Consider the following 16097-nt stretch of genomic DNA (forward strand, 5'->3'; position numbering starts at 1 on the left):
CAATGGGCGCCGCCCTAACCTTCGAGCCATGACTTCCTCATCTTCTTTTTTCTCCTCTTCGCCCTCCCTTTCCACCACCCAGCGCCGCATTGTCTGGGGCATTCGGATCCTTCTGGCGCTGGCCTTCAGCGCGGCGGGCGCCGCCAAGCTGGCCGGCGTGCCGCAGATGGTCCAAGTGTTCGATGCAATCGGCTTTGGGCAATGGTTCCGCTATGTGACGGGCGTGGTCGAAGTCGGCGGTGCGGTGCTGCTGCTGGTGCCGGCCACCGGCTTTCTTGGCGGCCTGCTGCTGACCGCGACCATGGTCTGCGCCGTGGCCACGCACGTGGTGCTGATTGGCGGCAGCCCCGCGCCGGCCGTCGTGCTCGCGCTGCTCTCGGCCTTCGTGACCTGGCGCCTGCGGCCCGCGCCGGCGGCCAAGGCGGCCTGATCTCTTCTTCTTCTTCTTCTTCTTCTTCCACCGGTTCAGGAGCATCCCATGACCATCGCCGTTGTTACCGCCACCACCACCGAAGCCCGCGCCATCGTCTACCGCACGCTCGGCTCGCAGCACGGGCCGATCACGCGGCTCATGAGCCCGGGCGATCTGGGCGAATTTCTCAAGCCGTTCGTGTTCCTGGACCTCGTCGACGCCGACGCCGCGGGCTTTGGCAAGGGTTTCGGCATGCATCCGCATTCGGGTATTGCGACGCTGACCTGGTTGATCGAAGGCGATACGCGGTACGAAGACACGACCGGCGAACAGGGCGTGCTGCCGGCGGGCGGCGTCGAGTGGATGCGCGCCGGCAACGGGGTGTGGCACAACGGCGGGCCGGTGCCGGACACGAAGCGCGTTCAGGGCTTCCAGCTCTGGGTGGCGCTGCCGGCGTCGGAAGAAAACGCACCCGCCCACAGCATCTATCTCGCGCCTTCGCAGGTGCCGAGCGAAGGCCCGGCACGCGTGCTGCTCGGCCGCTACGGCGCGGCGCAAAGCCCCATTCCGGCACCGGCGCCGATGAACTACCTGGCGGTGCAGCTGAAAGACGGCGAGCAATGGCGCTACACGCCGCCTCCCGGACACACGGTGGGCTGGGTCGCAGTGAGCGCCGGCCGGCTCGGCACGAGTACCAGCGGCGAACCCGTCGGCACGGGCGAGCTGGCGGTGTTCGAAGAGTCCGGCGCGGCCATCGACTTCGTGGCGCGCGGCGACACGTCCTTTGTGTTGGGCTCGGCCGTGAAGCATCCGCATGCACTGGTGATGGGCCATTACTCGGTACATACGAGCAAGGCCGCGCTGGATCAGGGCGAAGCCGAGATCCGCCGCATCGGGGCGCGGCTTCGCGAGGAAGGCCGGCTTGCCTGAGGAGCCTGCGTCTTCTGTGCTCGCGTAACGCAAACCAGCGTGCGCCCGGTGGGCAGCTGCGCCAGAATCGTTCGCTTCGAACGACTCCGCCGCAGCTCCCACCCTCATGAACATCGTCGACTCCTTCGCCAACAACGTCTCCCGCTTCGTCGATATCCGACGCGACATTCACGCCCACCCCGAACTCGGTTTCGAAGAGCACCGCACCTCCGAAAAGGTGGCGGGCCTGCTCGCCGAATGGGGCATCGAGGTGCACCGCGGCATTGCCGGCACCGGCCTCGTCGGCGTGCTGCGCAAGGGCACCAGTGCACGCACCATCGGCCTGCGCGCCGACATGGACGCGCTGCCGCTGAACGAGGCCAACGAGTTCGCCCACAAGTCCACGCACGCCGGCCGCATGCATGCTTGCGGCCACGACGGCCACACCACCATGCTGCTGGCCGCCGCGTGGCACCTGTCGCAGCAGGGCCCGGGCGACTTCGACGGCACGGTGCATTTCATCTTCCAGCCCGCCGAAGAGATGGGCAAGGCTGGCGCGAAGAAGATGATTCAGGACGGCCTGTTCGACCGCTTCCCGTGCGACGCGGTCTTTGCGCTGCACAACTTTCCCGTCGGCGACGTCGGCCGCTTCGCGCTCAACGAAGGCGCGCTGATGGCGTCGAGCAACACCTACAAGATCACGCTGCGCGGGCGCGGCACGCATGCCTCGATGCCGCACACGGGCATCGACCCGGTGGCCGCGGTGGTCACGCTCGCGCAGCAGCTGCAGACCATCGTGCCGCGCACCATTCCCAGCACCGAGCGCGCCCTGCTCGCAGTCACGCAGCTGCAGGGCTCGGATGCACCCAACGTGATTCCTGACGTGGCCACGGTCGGCGGCACCATCCGCACCTTCTCGATCGATGCCATCGACAAGATCGAGGCGCGCCTGCGCGAGGTGGCCGCCGGGGTGGCCGCGGCGCACGGCTGCACGGCCGAGGTTTTCTTCAACCGCTCTTCGCCGCCGGTGGTCAACCACGTGGCCGAGGCGCGCTTTGCCGCGGGCGTGATGCGCGAGGTAGTGGGCGACGACATGGTCACCGACAACTTTCCCGCCGTGATGGGCGCCGAAGACTTTGCGCACATGCTGCTCGCGCGGCCCGGCTGCTACGCCTTTCTGGGCAACGGCGACGGCGACCACCGCCTCGACGGCCACGGGCCCGGCCCTTGCATCATCCACAACACCTCGTTCGACTTCAACGACGAGATCATTCCGATCGGCGCCAGCTACTTCGTGAAGCTGGTGCAGCGCTGGCTGCCGTCGGGCGCCTGAGATTTTTACTGCCAACGATGATGAAAGTAGCCACTCCGATGACCCCGACCCTGTTCACCCGACGCTCGCTGGCTGCCCTTGCAGCTGCCGCGACGCTCGGCGCCCTTGTGCCCGTGCACGCGCAGCAGCGCGTGATCCACATCGTCGTGCCCTTCGGCACCGGTGCCGTGCAAGACACGGTGGCGCGAGCTTTCAACGCTGAGCTGGGCGCGGCGCTCAACGCCAGCGCCATCGTCGAGAACCGCGCAGGCGCGGGCGGCACGGTGGGGGCCGCCGCAGTGGCCAAAGCCCCGGCCGACGGCAACACGCTGGTGCTCGCGGCCGCGAGCCACAACATCGCGGGTTTCCTGTACAGCAAGCTGTCATACGACCCACTGAAGGATTTCGTGGGCGTCGCCAACGTGGGCAACGCGGGCTATGTGCTGGCGGTGCCGAGCGGGCTCAACGTGTCGAGCACGGCCGATTTCATCAAGGAGGTGAAGGCCAACCCGGGAAAGTACAACTACGCCTCGGCTGGCAACGGCAGCGCTACGCATCTTGCGATGGCGTCGTTCCTCGCCAAGGCCGGGTTGGAGATGACGCACATTCCAACCAAGTCCACGGGCGAGGCGGTGAACGAAGTGCTCGCGGGGCGGGTGCAGGCGGTCATCTCCTCGAGCGTCGGCGTGATGGGTTTCCAATCTGACCCCCGCATGAAACTGCTGGCTTCCACCGGCAAGGCTCGCAGTCCCTTCCTGCCTGTCTTGCCAACCGTGGCCGAGAGCGGCCTGCCCGGCTACGCCTTCGATTCGTGGTTCGGCCTGCTCGCGCCCGTCGGCACGCCCAAGGCCGAGGTGGAGCGCCTCAACGCGGCGACCAACAAGGTGCTGGCCGATCCGGCAATCCAGGAGCGTCTCAAGCGCCTGGGCGTGGAGCCGCGCACGCAGAGTGCAGAAGAGTTCCAGAAGCTGCTGCGCGCGGACTGGGATGCGATGGGAGCGGTGGTGAAAGCATCGGGCGCGAAGATCGACTAGATCATGTTACCAGCTGCGCCTTGTTTTTAGAATATAAGCTGTGGCCTTTATTCGGTCGATATAGGTCAAAGCTTGTATATTGACAAAATAAGCTAGGGGCGATATCTTGCTTGCAAGATGGACTACCCCCTTCGCTTCGTCGACCAGCTGCGTCCTCACCTGAGGGCGCTAAGGAAAAAACGCGGCCTGACACAGGCGCAAGCGGGTGCGCTCGTCGGCGTCAGCCAGGCACGAATCGCGGAGATCGAGGCGAATCCCGGGGCTGTCGGCCTCGAACAGTTGACGAAGCTCCTGTCGACTTTGGGAGCAACCTTTTTCCTGCGGGAAGACACGCCATCGGGCGGCGTCCAGAACGCAATGGAGCCCGCGGCAACATATGAGCTGCTCCAGGACACAGCTGTGAACATTCCGGCGGGACCATGGATGACCCGGAAGATGAGTGATGGCTCGGTCTTGGCCACGCTGCCTCCCGGGGAGCCGGACGCTCCAGCGCTCCAATCGTCCGGGGACGGGTCGGCTCAGCCTCAATCGACCGCGCCGGGTGCATTGCTCCGGCAGCTTCAAGCCCTGAACCCGGGCAAGGACGTCAAGCCCACGTCGCGCCGCAGCTTCGTCATCCGGCCAAAGACGGGCTCCTGGTAATGCAGGCGCTGAATGCGTGGATGAACGGGGAACTGGTCGGCACCTGGTCTGTCGATCGCGACTCCCACACTTTCCGGTATCACCCCGGATGGCTGGAATCGCCGCGGCAGCGATCGCTGTCGCTGTCGATTCCGATCAACAGCACGCTCGAAGTCCGGGGCGACGTGGTCAGGAACTACTTCGACAACCTGCTGCCCGACAACATCGGGATCCGGGTGCGTCTGGGCCATCGTTTCAAGCTCAAGGACATCAATACCTTCGACCTGCTCGAAGCCATCGGGCGCGACTGTGTCGGTGCCGTGCAGCTGTTGCCCGAAGGTGCCGAGCCCGAAGGCTGGAGGGCCATGAACTGCGAGCCTCTTGGCCACAAGGAAGTCGCCGAGCTGCTGCGGGCCGTGCCATCCGACGCGACCCCCGAAAGCATGCGCGACGAGGATCTGTTTCGCATCTCTCTTGCCGGCGCCCAGGAGAAGACCGCCCTGACCCGCTGGAACGGCGCGTGGTGCCGCCCGCACGGCGCCACGCCCACCACGCACATCATCAAGCTGCCGCTCGGACTCATCGGCGGCTCCAGGCGCGTGGACGCATCCGACTCGGTGCAGAACGAATGGGTTTGCGCGCAGATCGTCGAAGCGCTCGGCCTGCCTGTGGCGCCTACATCCATCGCGACCTTCGAGGGCCAGACCGTCCTGGTGGTGGAGCGTTTCGATCGCGAGTGGATGGACGGAGGCACATGGATCGCGCGCCTGCCGCAAGAAGACTTTTGCCAAGCCATGGGGCTGCCGTCGACCAGGAAGTACGAACACGACGAAGGCCCCGGCATGCCCAACTGCCTGCAACTCCTGCAAGGAAGCCGGAGCGCCGACGACCGCACCCGGTTCCTCCTGACCCAGCTGGCCTTCTTCCTTCTCGCCGCCACAGACGGCCATGCCAAGAACTTCTCGGTCCGCCTGTACCAAGGCGACATCTACGACATGACGCCGCTCTACGACATCATTTCGATGTGGCCCTACTTCGGCAACGGACCCAACCAGTTCCAGCCGCGCAAGGCGGGCCTGGCCATGGCGGTTCGTTCCAAAAGCAAGCACTACGTTTTCCACACCATCCAGGCTCGCCATTGGCACCAGCTCGCAATGAAGAACGGCGGCATCGGCGTGTGGAACGCCATGCGGGAGATGGTGGAATCGCTGGACGAAGCACTGGGTGAAGTCGAGGCCCTGTTGCCGGGCGATTTCCCCGCACGGACCTGGGAAGCCATTTCGCAAGGCATGCGAAGCGAAGCCGAGCGCTTCCGTGCGGGCCTTGCCGACATTGGCAATGCCGGTGCGCCGCACGCAAGATAAGCCCCAACACGCAAGACGCGGGCGAGCCGGCCTTGTGCCCGCCGCTGCGGCAAAGTAGAAATGTCTTGACGATATATTGTTAATATATTTAAAGTGCGCCTGATTTCTACCGCACACCTCAGGAGCACCATCCGTGACCAATCCCCGCTGGCAAGGCATCTTCCCCGCCATCACCACCAAGTTCCACGCCGACGAGAGCATCGATGCCGAAGGCACCGCCCGCCACATCGACTTCCAGATCCGCAACGGCATCCACGGTCTCGTGACCTGCGGCTCATTGGGCGAGGCCAGCACGCTGACCTTGGAAGAGAAGCTGCAGGTCGCAAAGATTGCGCTCGAAGCTGCAGACGGCCGCATTCCCGTGCTGGCGAATGTGTCTGAAACCAGCACGCGCGAAGCGCTGCGCTATGTGGACGGCGCCAACAAGCTGGGCGTGGCCGGCTTCATGGTGATGCCCTCGGTGATCTACGTGGCCGATGCGCGCGAGGCGATGCTCAATGTGCGCACCATCGCCAATGCGGCGCAAAAACCGATCATGGTCTACAACAACCCGGTGGCCTACCGCGTGGACCTGAAGCCCGAGCACATGGTGGAACTGGCGGATTGCGAGTGGATCGCGGCCATCAAGGAGAGCACGGACAACATCCGCCGCATCACGGACCTGCGCAACACGGTGGGCGACCGCTACCAGCTCTTCCTGGGAGTGGACGACCTGGCGTACGAAGGGCTGGCGCTGGGCTGCGACGGCCTGCTGGCCGGCGTCGGCTGCGCGTTCCCGCGCGAGACGGTGGCGCTGTACGACCTGATGAAGGCCGGCAAGTTTGCCGAGGCGCTGAAGCTCTACCAGTGGATGACGCCGATGCTGCACCTGGATGTGTCGACCAAGCTGGTGCAGAACCTGAAGCTGATCGACATGCTGGTGGGCGTGGGCAGCGAGCACATGCGCCGTCCGCGGCTACCGCTCATCGGCGAGGAGCGCGCGGCCATCGAGGCCATCGTGAAGAAGGCGCTCGCTACGCGGCCTGTGCAGTACCAGTCGGTTATGTCATAACCGCTCTTTTCGTTGTTCCCAACCTAGGAAGAAGCATGAAGACAAAAGCAGGTATGGTTCCGTTCATCGGCCTCGTGGGCCTCGCTGCCCTCATTACCGCAGGCCACGCCGGCGCGCAAGAGCAGGTGGTGAAGATCGGCCACAGCGGACCGCTTTCGGGCCCCAATGCATTCGCGGGCAAGGACAACGAGAACGGCGTGCGTCTTGCCATCGAGGAGCTCAATGCCAAGAAGATCACCGCCGGCGGCAAGACGCTGAAGTTCGAGCTGGTCTCCGAAGACGACCAGTGCGACGCCAAGTCCGGCGTGAGCGTGGCGCAGAAGTTCGTGGACGATGGCGTCAAGTACGTCATGGGCCCGTACTGCTCGGGCGTGGCGATTCCAGCTTCGCGCATCTACGCCAGCGGCGGCACCATGGTCTCCACCGTGGGCACCAACCCGAAGGTGACGCAGGGCGGCTACAAGAACCTGTACCGCATCATCGCGAGCGACAACCAGATCGGCTCCAGCATGGCCGTGTACGCGGCCAAGGTGCTGAAGGTGACGAAGGTCGGCGTGATCGACGACCGCACCGCCTTCGGCCAGGGCCTTGCCGAAGAGTTCACCAAGGAAGCGAAGAAGCAGGGCCTCGCCATCGTCGGCCAGGAGTTCACCACCGACAAGGCCGTGGACTTCACCGCCATCCTCACCAACATGAAGGCCAAGGCGCCCGAGGCCATCTTCTTCGGCGGCTACGCGCCGCAGGCCGCACCCATGGCGCGCCAGATGAAGCAGCTTGCCGTCCCCGGCAAGCTGCTCGGCGGCGACACCGTCTGCAGCCCGGCGACCGGCAAGCTCGGTGGCGACGCGGTCAACGACCTGGTGTTCTGCGCGCAGGGCGGCTCCATTCTCGAAAAGGCGCAGAGCGGCCCGGCGTTCAAGGCCAAGTTCAAGAAGCGCTTCAACGTCGACGCGGACGCCTACGCGGCCTCGTACTACGACCAGGTGATGTTCATCGGCGAATCGATGCAGAAGGCCAACTCCATCGACCCCGACAAAGTGGGCGTCGAGCTCTACAAGACGACCTACAAGGGCGTGGCCGCAACCTACGCATACGACGAGCAGGGCAACATGAAGCAGGCACCGATCACGGTGTACACCTTCAAGAATGCCGCGCCCGTTCCCCTCGCCAGCTACTGAACCCGAAGACATGCAACGCATCCAGATCGTCGATTCGCACACGGGCGGCGAGCCCACGCGCCTGGTGATCGGCGGCTTTCCCGACCTGGGTGGCGGCAGCATGGCCGAGCGCCGCGCGCTGCTGGCCGAGGGGCACGACCAATGGCGTGCCGCCACGGTGCTCGAGCCGCGCGGCAGCGACGTGATCGTCGGCGCGCTGCTGTGCGAGCCGGTGTCGAAAGACGCCGCGGCCGGCGTGATCTTCTTCAACAACACCGGCTATCTCGGCATGTGCGGCCACGGCACCATCGGGCTGGTCGCGAGCCTCGCGCACATGGGGCGCATCGGCGTGGGCGAGCACCGTATCGAGACGCCCGTGGGCACCGTCACGACCACGCTGCATGCCGATGGCTCGGTGAGTGTGCGCAACGTGCCGGCGTATCGCCACCTGCACCAGGTGGCGGTCGATCTGCCGGGCCATGGCACCGTGCGCGGCGACGTGGCCTGGGGCGGCAACTGGTTCTTCCTCGTGAGCGAACACGGCCAGCGCGTGGCGAGCGACAATCTCGCGGCGCTGACGGGCTACACCGCCGCGCTGCGCAAGGCGTTGGCGGCGCAAGGCATCACGGGTGCCGACGGCGCGGAGATCGACCACATCGAGCTCTTCGCCAACGACGATGGCGGCGCCGACAGCCGCAACTTCGTGCTCTGCCCCGGCAACGCCTACGACCGCTCGCCCTGCGGCACCGGCACCAGCGCCAAGATCGCCTGCCTCGCGGCCGACGGCAAGCTCGCGCCGGGGGCCGTGTGGACGCAGGCCAGCGTGATCGGCAGCCGTTTCGAAGCCAGCTACGCGATGGAAGACGGCAAGGTCATTCCCACGCTGCGCGGCCGTGCACACATCAGCGCCGAGGCCACTCTCCTGATCGACGACAACGATCCTTTCGGGTGGGGAATACGGCTCTAGCGCCGGGCTGCATGGACGCGGACGTCATCGTCATCGGCGCCGGCATCGTCGGTGCCGCCTGCGCGCATGCGCTGGCGCAGGCCGGCCGCCGGGTGTTGGTGCTCGATGCCCGCATCGGCGGGGCCACCGGCGCGGGCATGGGCCATCTCGTGGTGATGGACGACAACCCGGCCGAACTCGCACTGAGCAGCCATTCGACCGCGCAATGGCGCGCCCTGGCACCGCGCATGAGCAAAGACTGCGCATACAGCGCCTGCGGCACCCTGTGGATTGCCGCGAACGAGGAAGAAATGGCTGAGGCCGAACGCAAGCAGCAGCGTCTGCGGGCGCACGGCATCGAAAGCCGCCTGCTCGATGGAGCCGCACTGGCGCGCGCCGAGCCCGCGCTGCGCAACGGCCTCGCAGGTGCGCTGGAAGTGCCCGGCGACGGCATTCTCTACGCACCTAACGCAGCGCGCTGGCTTCTCGCACAGGGCGGAGATTCGGTCCGCATCGAGCACGCGAAGGTCGATGCGATCGCGGACGACGGCACGCTGCGGCTGGCGGACGGCAGCCGCCGCACCGCTTCGCAGATCGTGCTCGCCAACGGCATCGAGGCGACCGCGCTCTGTCCCGAGCTGCCGATCCGCCCCAAGAAGGGCCATCTGCTGATCACCGACCGTTACCCCGACACCGTGCATCACCAACTCGTCGAGCTCGGCTACGTCACCAGCGCGCATCACAGCGACGGCGACTCGGTCGCGTTCAACGTGCAGCCGCGGCCGACAGGGCAGCTGCTGATCGGCTCGTCGCGCCAGTTCGACACCACCGACCCGGCGGTCGAAGCACCGATCCTCGCGCGCATGCTGCAGCGCGCGCTCGACTACCTGCCGGGCCTCGCGGACCTCACTGCGGTCCGATCCTGGACCGGCATGCGCGCTGCGACGCCCAATGGGCTGCCGCTGCTGGGCAAGCATCCGTGGCGCGAGAAGCTCTGGCTCGCCGTGGGCCACGAAGGCCTGGGCGTGACCACCGCGCCGGGCAGCGCGCATTTGCTCGCGGCGTTGATGAACGGCATTGATCCCGAATTCGATGAGGCGCCCTATGCGCCGCGCGGCCTGCTGGAGACAGCATGAGCGTCACTACCCTGCTGCACATCGACGGCCGTCCGGTCCGCGTGAAGGCGGGCAGTTCGGTCGCCGCGGCACTGCACGTGAACGGCGGCATGGGCGTGGCGCGCACCTCCGTCACGGGCGAGCCGCGCGCCCCGTTCTGCGGCATGGGCGTGTGCCAGGAATGCCGTGTACGAGTCGACGGACGCCGCATGCTCGCGTGCCAGACGGTATGCGCCGAAGGCATGCAGGTGGAGACCTCGGCATGACCGCCATGCCGCTGGCGCATTGCGACGTGTTGATCGTCGGCGCGGGCCGCGCGGGCATGGCCGCGGCGGTGGCGGCCGCGCCCAGCGGCGCATCGATCGTCGTAATCGACGACAACCCCGCGCCCGGTGGCCAGATCTGGCGCGACGGTCCCGGGGCCGCACTGCCGCCCGCCGCGCGCAAGTGGCGCGAGGCACTCGCGCATCATGCCAACATCCGCGTGTGCAGCGGCACGCGCGTCGTCGCTGCGCCCTCGCACGACGAACTGCTGCTCGAAGATGCCGTGCGCGGCTGGCGCATGCAGTGGAAGAAGCTGATTCTCTGCACAGGAGCGCGCGAGCTGCTGCTGCCTTTTCCGGGTTGGACACTGCCCGGCGTCACGGGTGCGGGCGGCTTGCAGGCGCTCATCAAGGCGGGCTTGCCCGTCCGGGGCGAACGCATCGTCGTTGCGGGCAGTGGGCCTTTGCTGCTGGCAGCCGCAGCCACCGCGCGCGCCGCGGGCGCGAAGGTCGTGCGCATCGCCGAGCAGGCTTCGCTCGCGGCGGTCGCGGGCTTTGCCGCCAGCCTGGTGCGCTGGCCGGGCAAGGCAGTTCAAGCCTTGACGCTGGCCGATGCGCAGTACCGCACCTCGTCGCGCATCGTCTCGGTTCAGGGCGATGGCCGGGTCGAATCAGTCCGGCTCCGGCAAGGCGGCCGCGATATGGAAATCAGATGCGATCGCGTGGCGTGCGGCTTCGGCCTCACGCCCAACACGCAACTCGGCCAGATGCTCTGCTGCGCCCTTGCGTCTGCAGACACGGGCGCGCAGGCGTTGGCGGTCGACGCTTGGCAGCGCACCAGCCTGCCTGGCATCTATGCGGCCGGCGAATGCACCGGCTTCGGAGGCAGCGAACGCGCCCTCGCGCAGGGCACCATCGCCGGCCACGCAGCCGTCGGCAACGAACGCGGCGCAAGGCAGCACGAACGCGAGCGTGCCCACTGGAATGCCTTTGCGGCACAGTTGCACCGCAGCTTTACGCTGGCCCCCGGCCTTCGGCAGATGCCGAAGCCCGACACGCTCGTGTGCCGCTGCGAAGACGTGCCGCTTTCCGCGCTCGCCGGTTGCAGCGGCTGGACCGATGCCAAGCTGCATCGCCGTTGCGGCATGGGCGCCTGCCAGGGCCGTGTGTGCGGCGATGCAGCGCAGTTCCTCTTCGGTTGGGCGCCGCCCGCACCCCGGCCGCCGCTCTCCCCGGCGCGCATTGCAACCCTGGCCGGGCTCGCGGCTCCCCTAAACGATGTGGACCGACAATGAAGCCGAAGCAGCAGCAGCAGAAAAAAACCATGGCCACTCCGAAGACCGTGTCCCGCCCCCAACCCAAGCGACGGGCCGCCGACCTCGCCTACGACGCGATCGAGACGCTGCTTTCCACCATGCAGCTGGAGCCCGGCAGCCAGGTGGTCGAAGCCGACCTGGCCGAGCGCACCGGCCTTGGCCGCACGCCCGTGCGCGAGGCGCTGATGCGCATGGTGTCGATCGGCCTCATCGTGCAGCAGCCGCGCCGCGGGCTGCTGGTGTCGACCATCGACCTGGCCGATCACCTCGACGTGATCCAGACCCGGCGTGTGCTCGAGTTGCTGATTGCAGCCTGCTCGGCGCGCCGCGCCACCGCGCTGCAGCGCAAGGAGATCGTGCGCTGCGCCGAGATGATGGTCGAGGCGGCCCATCGCGGCGACCTGAACGACTACATGCAGACCGACCGTGCGCTCGACTTCGTCAACCACCAGGCGAGCCACAACGATTCGGCGGTGAAGGCGGTGATCCCGCTCATCGTGCAGTGCCGGCGCTTCTGGTACGCCTACCAGCATGAAGGCGAAATCGTCGAGGGTGCCAATGCGCACCTCGAACTCGCGCAGGGCATCGCGACCGGCGACGAGGCGGCGGCCATCGCGGGCGCCAACCGCTTGATGGACTATCTCGAGCTTTTCGCCCGAAAAATCATCGACAAATAGGCCGAAGGGCCTCGTTCCTCGCATCGGGGAACTCCGCGTGATCCGGCGCGGCCTTCGGCGCATACTGGCCCGATGGCCGTCGCACCCCGCGCCCAACCCGAAGACTTCTTCACCGCCGAAGAGTGGCAGTCGCTCACCCGCCGTTCGCCGTGGAAGGGCCTGTGGTTGGTGGCGCATTGCTGGGGCGTCATCGGCGCCGCGATGCTCGTAGGCATCGTCTGGCCGTGGACCATCCCGCTCATGGTGCCGATCGTCGGCGCGCGGCAACTGGGGCTCTTCATCCTCATGCACGACGCGGCGCACGCGGGCCTGCACAGCAACCGCAAGGTCAACGACTGGGTGGCGTACTGGCTGTGCTCGTACACGCTGCGCGACTACCGGCCCTATCACCTGCAGCACCACCGCTTCGTGCAGCAGACCGAAGACCCGGACCTTGTGCTGTCGGCGCCGTTTCCGATCACGCATGAATCGATGCGGCGCAAGGTCGTGCGGGACCTGAGCGGCCAGACTTTCTACAAGCAGCGTTTTGGTCATATCGCCGAAGGCATCCGAAATCGCGCGCCGGGCGAATCGGCGCTGAAGGCCTTCGGGCGCGAATTGTCGAAAGACCGGCGCTTCCTGATCGGCAACGGGCTCGGCTTGCTGACCTTCGCGCTGGCCGGCTATGGGTGGGCCTGGCTCCTGATGTGGCTGCTGCCCATGGCCACCTGGCTGCCGCTCGTGAGCCGCGTGCGCAACATCGCGGAGCATGCATTGGTGGCGCAGAACGAGGCCGATCCGCTGCGCCAGGCGCGGACCACGCATGCCGGCTGGCTTGAACGAGTTCTGGTGGCGCCCTATTGGGTCAATTACCACTGCGAACATCACATGTTCACGAGCCTGCCCTGCTGGAGCCTGCCGAAGGCGCATCGGCTGCTGCAGCGCCGGGGTGCGACGGCGCGCATGGAAGTGCAGCCCGGCTACCTGAGCCTGCTGAGGCAGGCGACCACCGTCGCGCGCGCATGAGTTTTTGCCCGTTCAAGAACGTGCCGACAGGCGTGTAGCGCACCAGCAATTGGTAGCTTGCTAGCGCTGTGAGCGAAGTGGCCGCGATGTTGAGCCCCATCTTCGTCAGCGCGCCGAACGGCGCGTTGAACAGCAGGATGCCGAAGCCGATGGTGCCGAGCATGTGCACCAGGTACACCCAGTACGAACTCTGCGAGAGATAGGTCAGCACCGCGTTCCGGCCAGGCATGTAGCGCACGAAGCCACCGATCAGCGCCAGGCTCCAGAGCCACGAAGCCGAGTTGTAGGCAAAGGCGATCCAGAACGCCGGATGCGGCAGATCGAACCGGTGGCTGCTGCTGCGCACGGCGCCCAGCAACACCACCGTTGCGATGAAGAAAACCAGCGCGGCCAGCGCGTTGCTCTTGCAGCGTGCCGCGAAGAGCGCGAGCAGATGTTCTTGCGCGCGGTACAGGTACCAGCCGAACACGAAGAAAAGCCCGCTCTGCACCCATTCGGCAAATGGCGGCAGGAAAGAGCCGCTTACCGCGACGATGCCCGAGGGGTAGAACGAGCCCACCAGCGCCAGCGGCAGCGCGAGCACCAGGAAGCCCCAGCGGCGTTGCGCAAGCCGCGTGAAGCCGAGGGCGACCGCATCGCGCAGCCGCGCCGGCACGAAATGCCGCAGGCGCGCACCCGCCCACGCCAGTACGCTGAACCAGAACAGCTGGTAGAGGAACCACAGGTGCATGGTGTTGAAGGGCGAGCCGCCAGGTTGCCGTGCGGGTGTCAACGCGGTGTCGAAGCCCGGCACGCCGTGCACGGTCAGGTGGATGTAGACCATGGAGAGCACGGCCATCAGGGCGAAGAGCGGCGGCCAGAACACGGCGAAGGGCAGCGCGAGCCGCAGGCCGCGGTTTTTCAGCATGCCGCCCGCGCCACGCCGCTCGGCCAGCAGCGCCACGAAAAAGCCGGCCAGCACGAAGAACACCGGCATCCGGAAGCTGTGGATGAAAAGCAGCAACAGATCGGCGGCCGGCGATGTCTTCGGATCGCGCCACGGCAGCGGCGACTCGGTGGTGATGTGGTTGACCGCCACATGCAGCACGATGCCGAGCCACATCATGAGGGCGCGCAGGTTGTCGAGCGCGTAGAACCGCTCAGCGAGCGGTGGAGAGGTGTCGACGTTGTTCATGGCGCCACTGTCGGGCCTCACGCTACGTCAGGGTCAAGGGGCGGCGGAGGCGTGATCCGAACCTTTCGGCTGAAGGAGGGCGATGGCGCGCAGCAGGTAGTCGCGCACTGCGGGGGCGGTCGCCGCGGCGGCCTGCAGCACCGGCTCCGCAGCCATGGCCTTCATCAGCCGGGCGGCAAGAGCCGGGTCGTGGCCGGTGAAAGCGTCGAAGAGCCGCACCCAGGCGAGCGCGATGGCCTGTACCGCTTCGTCCCGGGGCGAGACGCCCCGGGCTTGCAAGCCGGCCAGTTCCCCGGCGAGGCGGCGCCACTCCTCGTCAGGCGGCCGGCCCAGGCGCGCGAGGTCGCCGGTGCTCAGGTGGCGCAGCAGCGCGGCCAGGCGCAGGCCGATGGCTTTGTCGATATAGGCGATCAGTTCCGCCGAGGGTCCGTCGCCCCGCCGTGCCACCGGCTCGCGCCGGTACATTTCGCCCCATCTCTCGATCAGGTCGAAGCTGCCGTCCATCCACTGGCCCATGAGGTTCATCCAGCGGGCGGCGAGCGGCTGCACTTCGAGTGCATCGGCCGGCAGGCCGTGCGCCATCAACGCCGCCACTTCGGCGACGAGCGGCGGCCATTGGTCGGCCACGGTGTTCCAGTTGGCCATCAGCGACTTGATCTCGGCGGGACTGAAATAGCGGCCATAGGCGGCCATCTGCTCCAGCGTGGCGAGCCAGTCCTTCATGTCGGGCTGAACGCCTTCCGCAAGCCGCTGTTCGAGCAGGCCGAGCTGTTCGCGCAAGGCCGTGGCTTGCGCGATCTGCCGGTCGAGCGATGCGATCTGGCGCTGGACGATGCCGGGCAGCGAGCCGCTGTCGGCACCGAGCAGCCCGCCGATCTCCCCCAGCGGGAGCCCCAGCAGCCGCAGCGCCTGAATGGCGTGCAGCCGGCCCGCGTCGGCGGCGTTGTAGAGCCGGTAGCCGGCCTCCGAGCGTAACGAGGGCACCAGCAGGCCGATCGCGTCGTAGTGGTGCAGCGTGCGCACCGTGAGGCCGGTGTGCCTGGCCAGTTCGCCGACTTTGAGCAACACGGCGCGCCTCCGGGTTCTATTCCTCGGCCTGTACCGGTTCCGGGCCCGGCCAGCCAAGCAACTCGGCCAGGCGCTGCACGATCCACCCGGCCTCGGCGGCGGACACGCCGGCCTCAGGCGTGGCGAGCCCCGCATGGATGCGCCGGAGGATCTCGCTCTCGACCGGCACCTCGGTGTGCTGCTGGATCTGCGCGTGGCCCACGAGGTGGTTGGCCAGGTCTTCGCAGATCTCGTAGCGTTCCCGCACCACGCCGATCGGCTCCGAGAGGCGCTGGCGCGCATCGCTGTACACCGCGAAGAACGAGGGCGGGATGTAGATCTGGTTGTCGTCGGACATGGCGGCCTTGTTTGTAGCGGGCCCAATGACAAAACGCGCCCGGGGGCGCGTTCGTCGTGGCTCGAAGAAAGAGCCGCGGGGGCTGGATCAGCCGCCCTTGGTCGGGCGCTTGCCCGGGTTCTTCTTGCTGCGCGTCGCGGTGCCGCGCTCGAGGCTGATCTTCTGGCCGCCACCGGTGCGAGGCGCGGTGTAGCCGGGCATGGGGGTCGGCTTCGGGCTAGCAAGACGGTCGGCTTCGGTACGGATTTTCTTGGGCATGGAAAGCTCGGATAAAAAGGATGTTCGACCCCCGATTAGGCCACATCGGCAGATTTCATCTGCCAAGCGCCGAAACGA

General features: G+C 66.9%; 17 protein-coding genes and 1 pseudogene. 14 read left to right on the forward strand and 4 right to left on the reverse strand.

The window, feature by feature from the left end:
* Positions 1–28: 28 nt before the first annotated feature.
* The 14 genes from QFZ42_RS25900 to QFZ42_RS25965 all read left to right on the forward strand — a co-directional run bounded on the left by QFZ42_RS25900 (position 29) and on the right by QFZ42_RS25965 (position 13182).
* On the forward strand, positions 29–430 hold the full coding sequence (locus QFZ42_RS25900) for a DoxX family protein (protein ID WP_307703724.1): 402 nt from the start codon (positions 29–31) through the stop codon (positions 428–430).
* A 48-nt stretch (positions 431–478) separates the two neighbouring features.
* Positions 479–1342, forward strand: coding sequence for a pirin family protein (locus QFZ42_RS25905; RefSeq protein ID WP_307703725.1), 864 nt, complete (start codon positions 479–481; stop codon positions 1340–1342).
* A gap of 106 nt (positions 1343–1448) precedes the next feature.
* Positions 1449–2654, forward strand: a complete 1206-nt coding sequence (locus QFZ42_RS25910; protein ID WP_307703726.1) for a M20 aminoacylase family protein — start codon at positions 1449–1451, stop codon at positions 2652–2654.
* A gap of 38 nt (positions 2655–2692) precedes the next feature.
* Positions 2693–3667 carry a tripartite tricarboxylate transporter substrate-binding protein gene (locus tag QFZ42_RS25915; RefSeq protein WP_373423369.1) on the forward strand — a complete coding sequence of 325 codons (975 nt, stop codon included), beginning with the start codon at positions 2693–2695 and terminating at the stop codon, positions 3665–3667.
* A 117-nt stretch (positions 3668–3784) separates the two neighbouring features.
* Complete coding sequence (locus tag QFZ42_RS25920; protein ID WP_307703728.1) at positions 3785–4309, forward strand: helix-turn-helix domain-containing protein; 525 nt, start codon at positions 3785–3787, stop codon at positions 4307–4309.
* Positions 4309–5652: a type II toxin-antitoxin system HipA family toxin gene (locus tag QFZ42_RS25925; RefSeq protein WP_307703729.1), complete on the forward strand. Its 1344-nt coding sequence runs from the start codon at positions 4309–4311 to the stop codon at positions 5650–5652. The genes QFZ42_RS25920 and QFZ42_RS25925 overlap by 1 nt, the downstream gene beginning before the upstream one ends.
* 133 nt (positions 5653–5785) lie before the next feature.
* Positions 5786–6703: a dihydrodipicolinate synthase family protein gene (locus QFZ42_RS25930; protein WP_307703730.1), complete on the forward strand. Its 918-nt coding sequence runs from the start codon at positions 5786–5788 to the stop codon at positions 6701–6703.
* 35 nt (positions 6704–6738) lie between these two features.
* A complete protein-coding gene (locus QFZ42_RS25935) occupies positions 6739–7881 on the forward strand; it encodes a branched-chain amino acid ABC transporter substrate-binding protein (protein ID WP_307703731.1) in 1143 nt (380 codons plus the stop codon).
* 10 nt (positions 7882–7891) lie between these two features.
* A complete protein-coding gene (locus tag QFZ42_RS25940) occupies positions 7892–8827 on the forward strand; it encodes a 4-hydroxyproline epimerase (protein WP_307703732.1) in 936 nt (311 codons plus the stop codon).
* Positions 8828–8838: 11 nt separating this feature from the next.
* Positions 8839–9942: an NAD(P)/FAD-dependent oxidoreductase gene (locus QFZ42_RS25945; protein WP_307703733.1), complete on the forward strand. Its 1104-nt coding sequence runs from the start codon at positions 8839–8841 to the stop codon at positions 9940–9942.
* A complete protein-coding gene (locus QFZ42_RS25950; protein ID WP_307703734.1) occupies positions 9939–10187 on the forward strand; it encodes a (2Fe-2S)-binding protein in 249 nt (82 codons plus the stop codon). Before QFZ42_RS25945 ends, QFZ42_RS25950 begins: the two co-directional genes overlap by 4 nt.
* Positions 10184–11479, forward strand: coding sequence for an NAD(P)/FAD-dependent oxidoreductase (locus tag QFZ42_RS25955; RefSeq protein ID WP_307703735.1), 1296 nt, complete (start codon positions 10184–10186; stop codon positions 11477–11479). Before QFZ42_RS25950 ends, QFZ42_RS25955 begins: the two co-directional genes overlap by 4 nt.
* Before the next feature lie 29 nt (positions 11480–11508).
* Positions 11509–12177 carry a GntR family transcriptional regulator gene (locus tag QFZ42_RS25960; RefSeq protein WP_307703736.1) on the forward strand — a complete coding sequence of 223 codons (669 nt, stop codon included), beginning with the start codon at positions 11509–11511 and terminating at the stop codon, positions 12175–12177.
* Positions 12178–12249: 72 nt separating this feature from the next.
* Positions 12250–13182: a fatty acid desaturase family protein gene (locus tag QFZ42_RS25965; protein WP_307703737.1), complete on the forward strand. Its 933-nt coding sequence runs from the start codon at positions 12250–12252 to the stop codon at positions 13180–13182.
* A gap of 103 nt (positions 13183–13285) precedes the next feature.
* Here the strand turns inward: QFZ42_RS25965 and QFZ42_RS25970 are convergent.
* From QFZ42_RS25970 to QFZ42_RS25985, 4 genes and pseudogenes are all read right to left on the reverse strand, one after another.
* Positions 13286–14356, reverse strand: a pseudogene (locus QFZ42_RS25970) (acyltransferase family protein); the annotation flags it as partial.
* Between the two features lie 33 nt (positions 14357–14389).
* A complete protein-coding gene (locus tag QFZ42_RS25975) occupies positions 14390–15424 on the reverse strand; it encodes a MerR family transcriptional regulator (protein WP_307703738.1) in 1035 nt (344 codons plus the stop codon).
* A gap of 16 nt (positions 15425–15440) precedes the next feature.
* Positions 15441–15761, reverse strand: coding sequence for a hypothetical protein (locus QFZ42_RS25980; protein WP_307703739.1), 321 nt, complete (start codon positions 15759–15761; stop codon positions 15441–15443).
* 87 nt (positions 15762–15848) lie between these two features.
* Entirely contained in the window at positions 15849–16019 is a 171-nt protein-coding gene (locus tag QFZ42_RS25985; RefSeq protein WP_175543319.1) for a hypothetical protein, read from the reverse strand.
* Between the last annotated feature and the right edge of the window lie 78 nt (positions 16020–16097).

This window comes from Variovorax paradoxus, from assembly GCF_030815855.1.
GTDB classification, from domain to species: Bacteria; Pseudomonadota; Gammaproteobacteria; order Burkholderiales; family Burkholderiaceae_C; genus Variovorax; species Variovorax paradoxus_M.

Bases quoted from the DNA above. Each gene is read 5' to 3' on its own strand.
- QFZ42_RS25900 (WP_307703724.1), top strand. From the start codon at position 29: ATGACTTCCTCATCTTCTTTTTTCTCCTCTTCGCCCTCCCTTTCCACC.
- QFZ42_RS25905 (WP_307703725.1), top strand. From the start codon at position 479: ATGACCATCGCCGTTGTTACCGCCACCACCACCGAAGCCCGCGCCATC.
- QFZ42_RS25910 (WP_307703726.1), top strand. From the start codon at position 1,449: ATGAACATCGTCGACTCCTTCGCCAACAACGTCTCCCGCTTCGTCGAT.
- QFZ42_RS25915 (WP_373423369.1), top strand. From the start codon at position 2,693: ATGACCCCGACCCTGTTCACCCGACGCTCGCTGGCTGCCCTTGCAGCT.
- QFZ42_RS25920 (WP_307703728.1), top strand. From the start codon at position 3,785: ATGGACTACCCCCTTCGCTTCGTCGACCAGCTGCGTCCTCACCTGAGG.
- QFZ42_RS25925 (WP_307703729.1), top strand. From the start codon at position 4,309: ATGCAGGCGCTGAATGCGTGGATGAACGGGGAACTGGTCGGCACCTGG.
- QFZ42_RS25935 (WP_307703731.1), top strand. From the start codon at position 6,739: ATGAAGACAAAAGCAGGTATGGTTCCGTTCATCGGCCTCGTGGGCCTC.
- QFZ42_RS25940 (WP_307703732.1), top strand. From the start codon at position 7,892: ATGCAACGCATCCAGATCGTCGATTCGCACACGGGCGGCGAGCCCACG.
- QFZ42_RS25945 (WP_307703733.1), top strand. From the start codon at position 8,839: ATGGACGCGGACGTCATCGTCATCGGCGCCGGCATCGTCGGTGCCGCC.
- QFZ42_RS25950 (WP_307703734.1), top strand. From the start codon at position 9,939: ATGAGCGTCACTACCCTGCTGCACATCGACGGCCGTCCGGTCCGCGTG.
- QFZ42_RS25955 (WP_307703735.1), top strand. From the start codon at position 10,184: ATGACCGCCATGCCGCTGGCGCATTGCGACGTGTTGATCGTCGGCGCG.
- QFZ42_RS25960 (WP_307703736.1), top strand. From the start codon at position 11,509: ATGGCCACTCCGAAGACCGTGTCCCGCCCCCAACCCAAGCGACGGGCC.
- QFZ42_RS25965 (WP_307703737.1), top strand. From the start codon at position 12,250: ATGGCCGTCGCACCCCGCGCCCAACCCGAAGACTTCTTCACCGCCGAA.
- QFZ42_RS25980 (WP_307703739.1), bottom strand. From the start codon at position 15,761: ATGTCCGACGACAACCAGATCTACATCCCGCCCTCGTTCTTCGCGGTG.
- QFZ42_RS25985 (WP_175543319.1), bottom strand. From the start codon at position 16,019: ATGCCCAAGAAAATCCGTACCGAAGCCGACCGTCTTGCTAGCCCGAAG.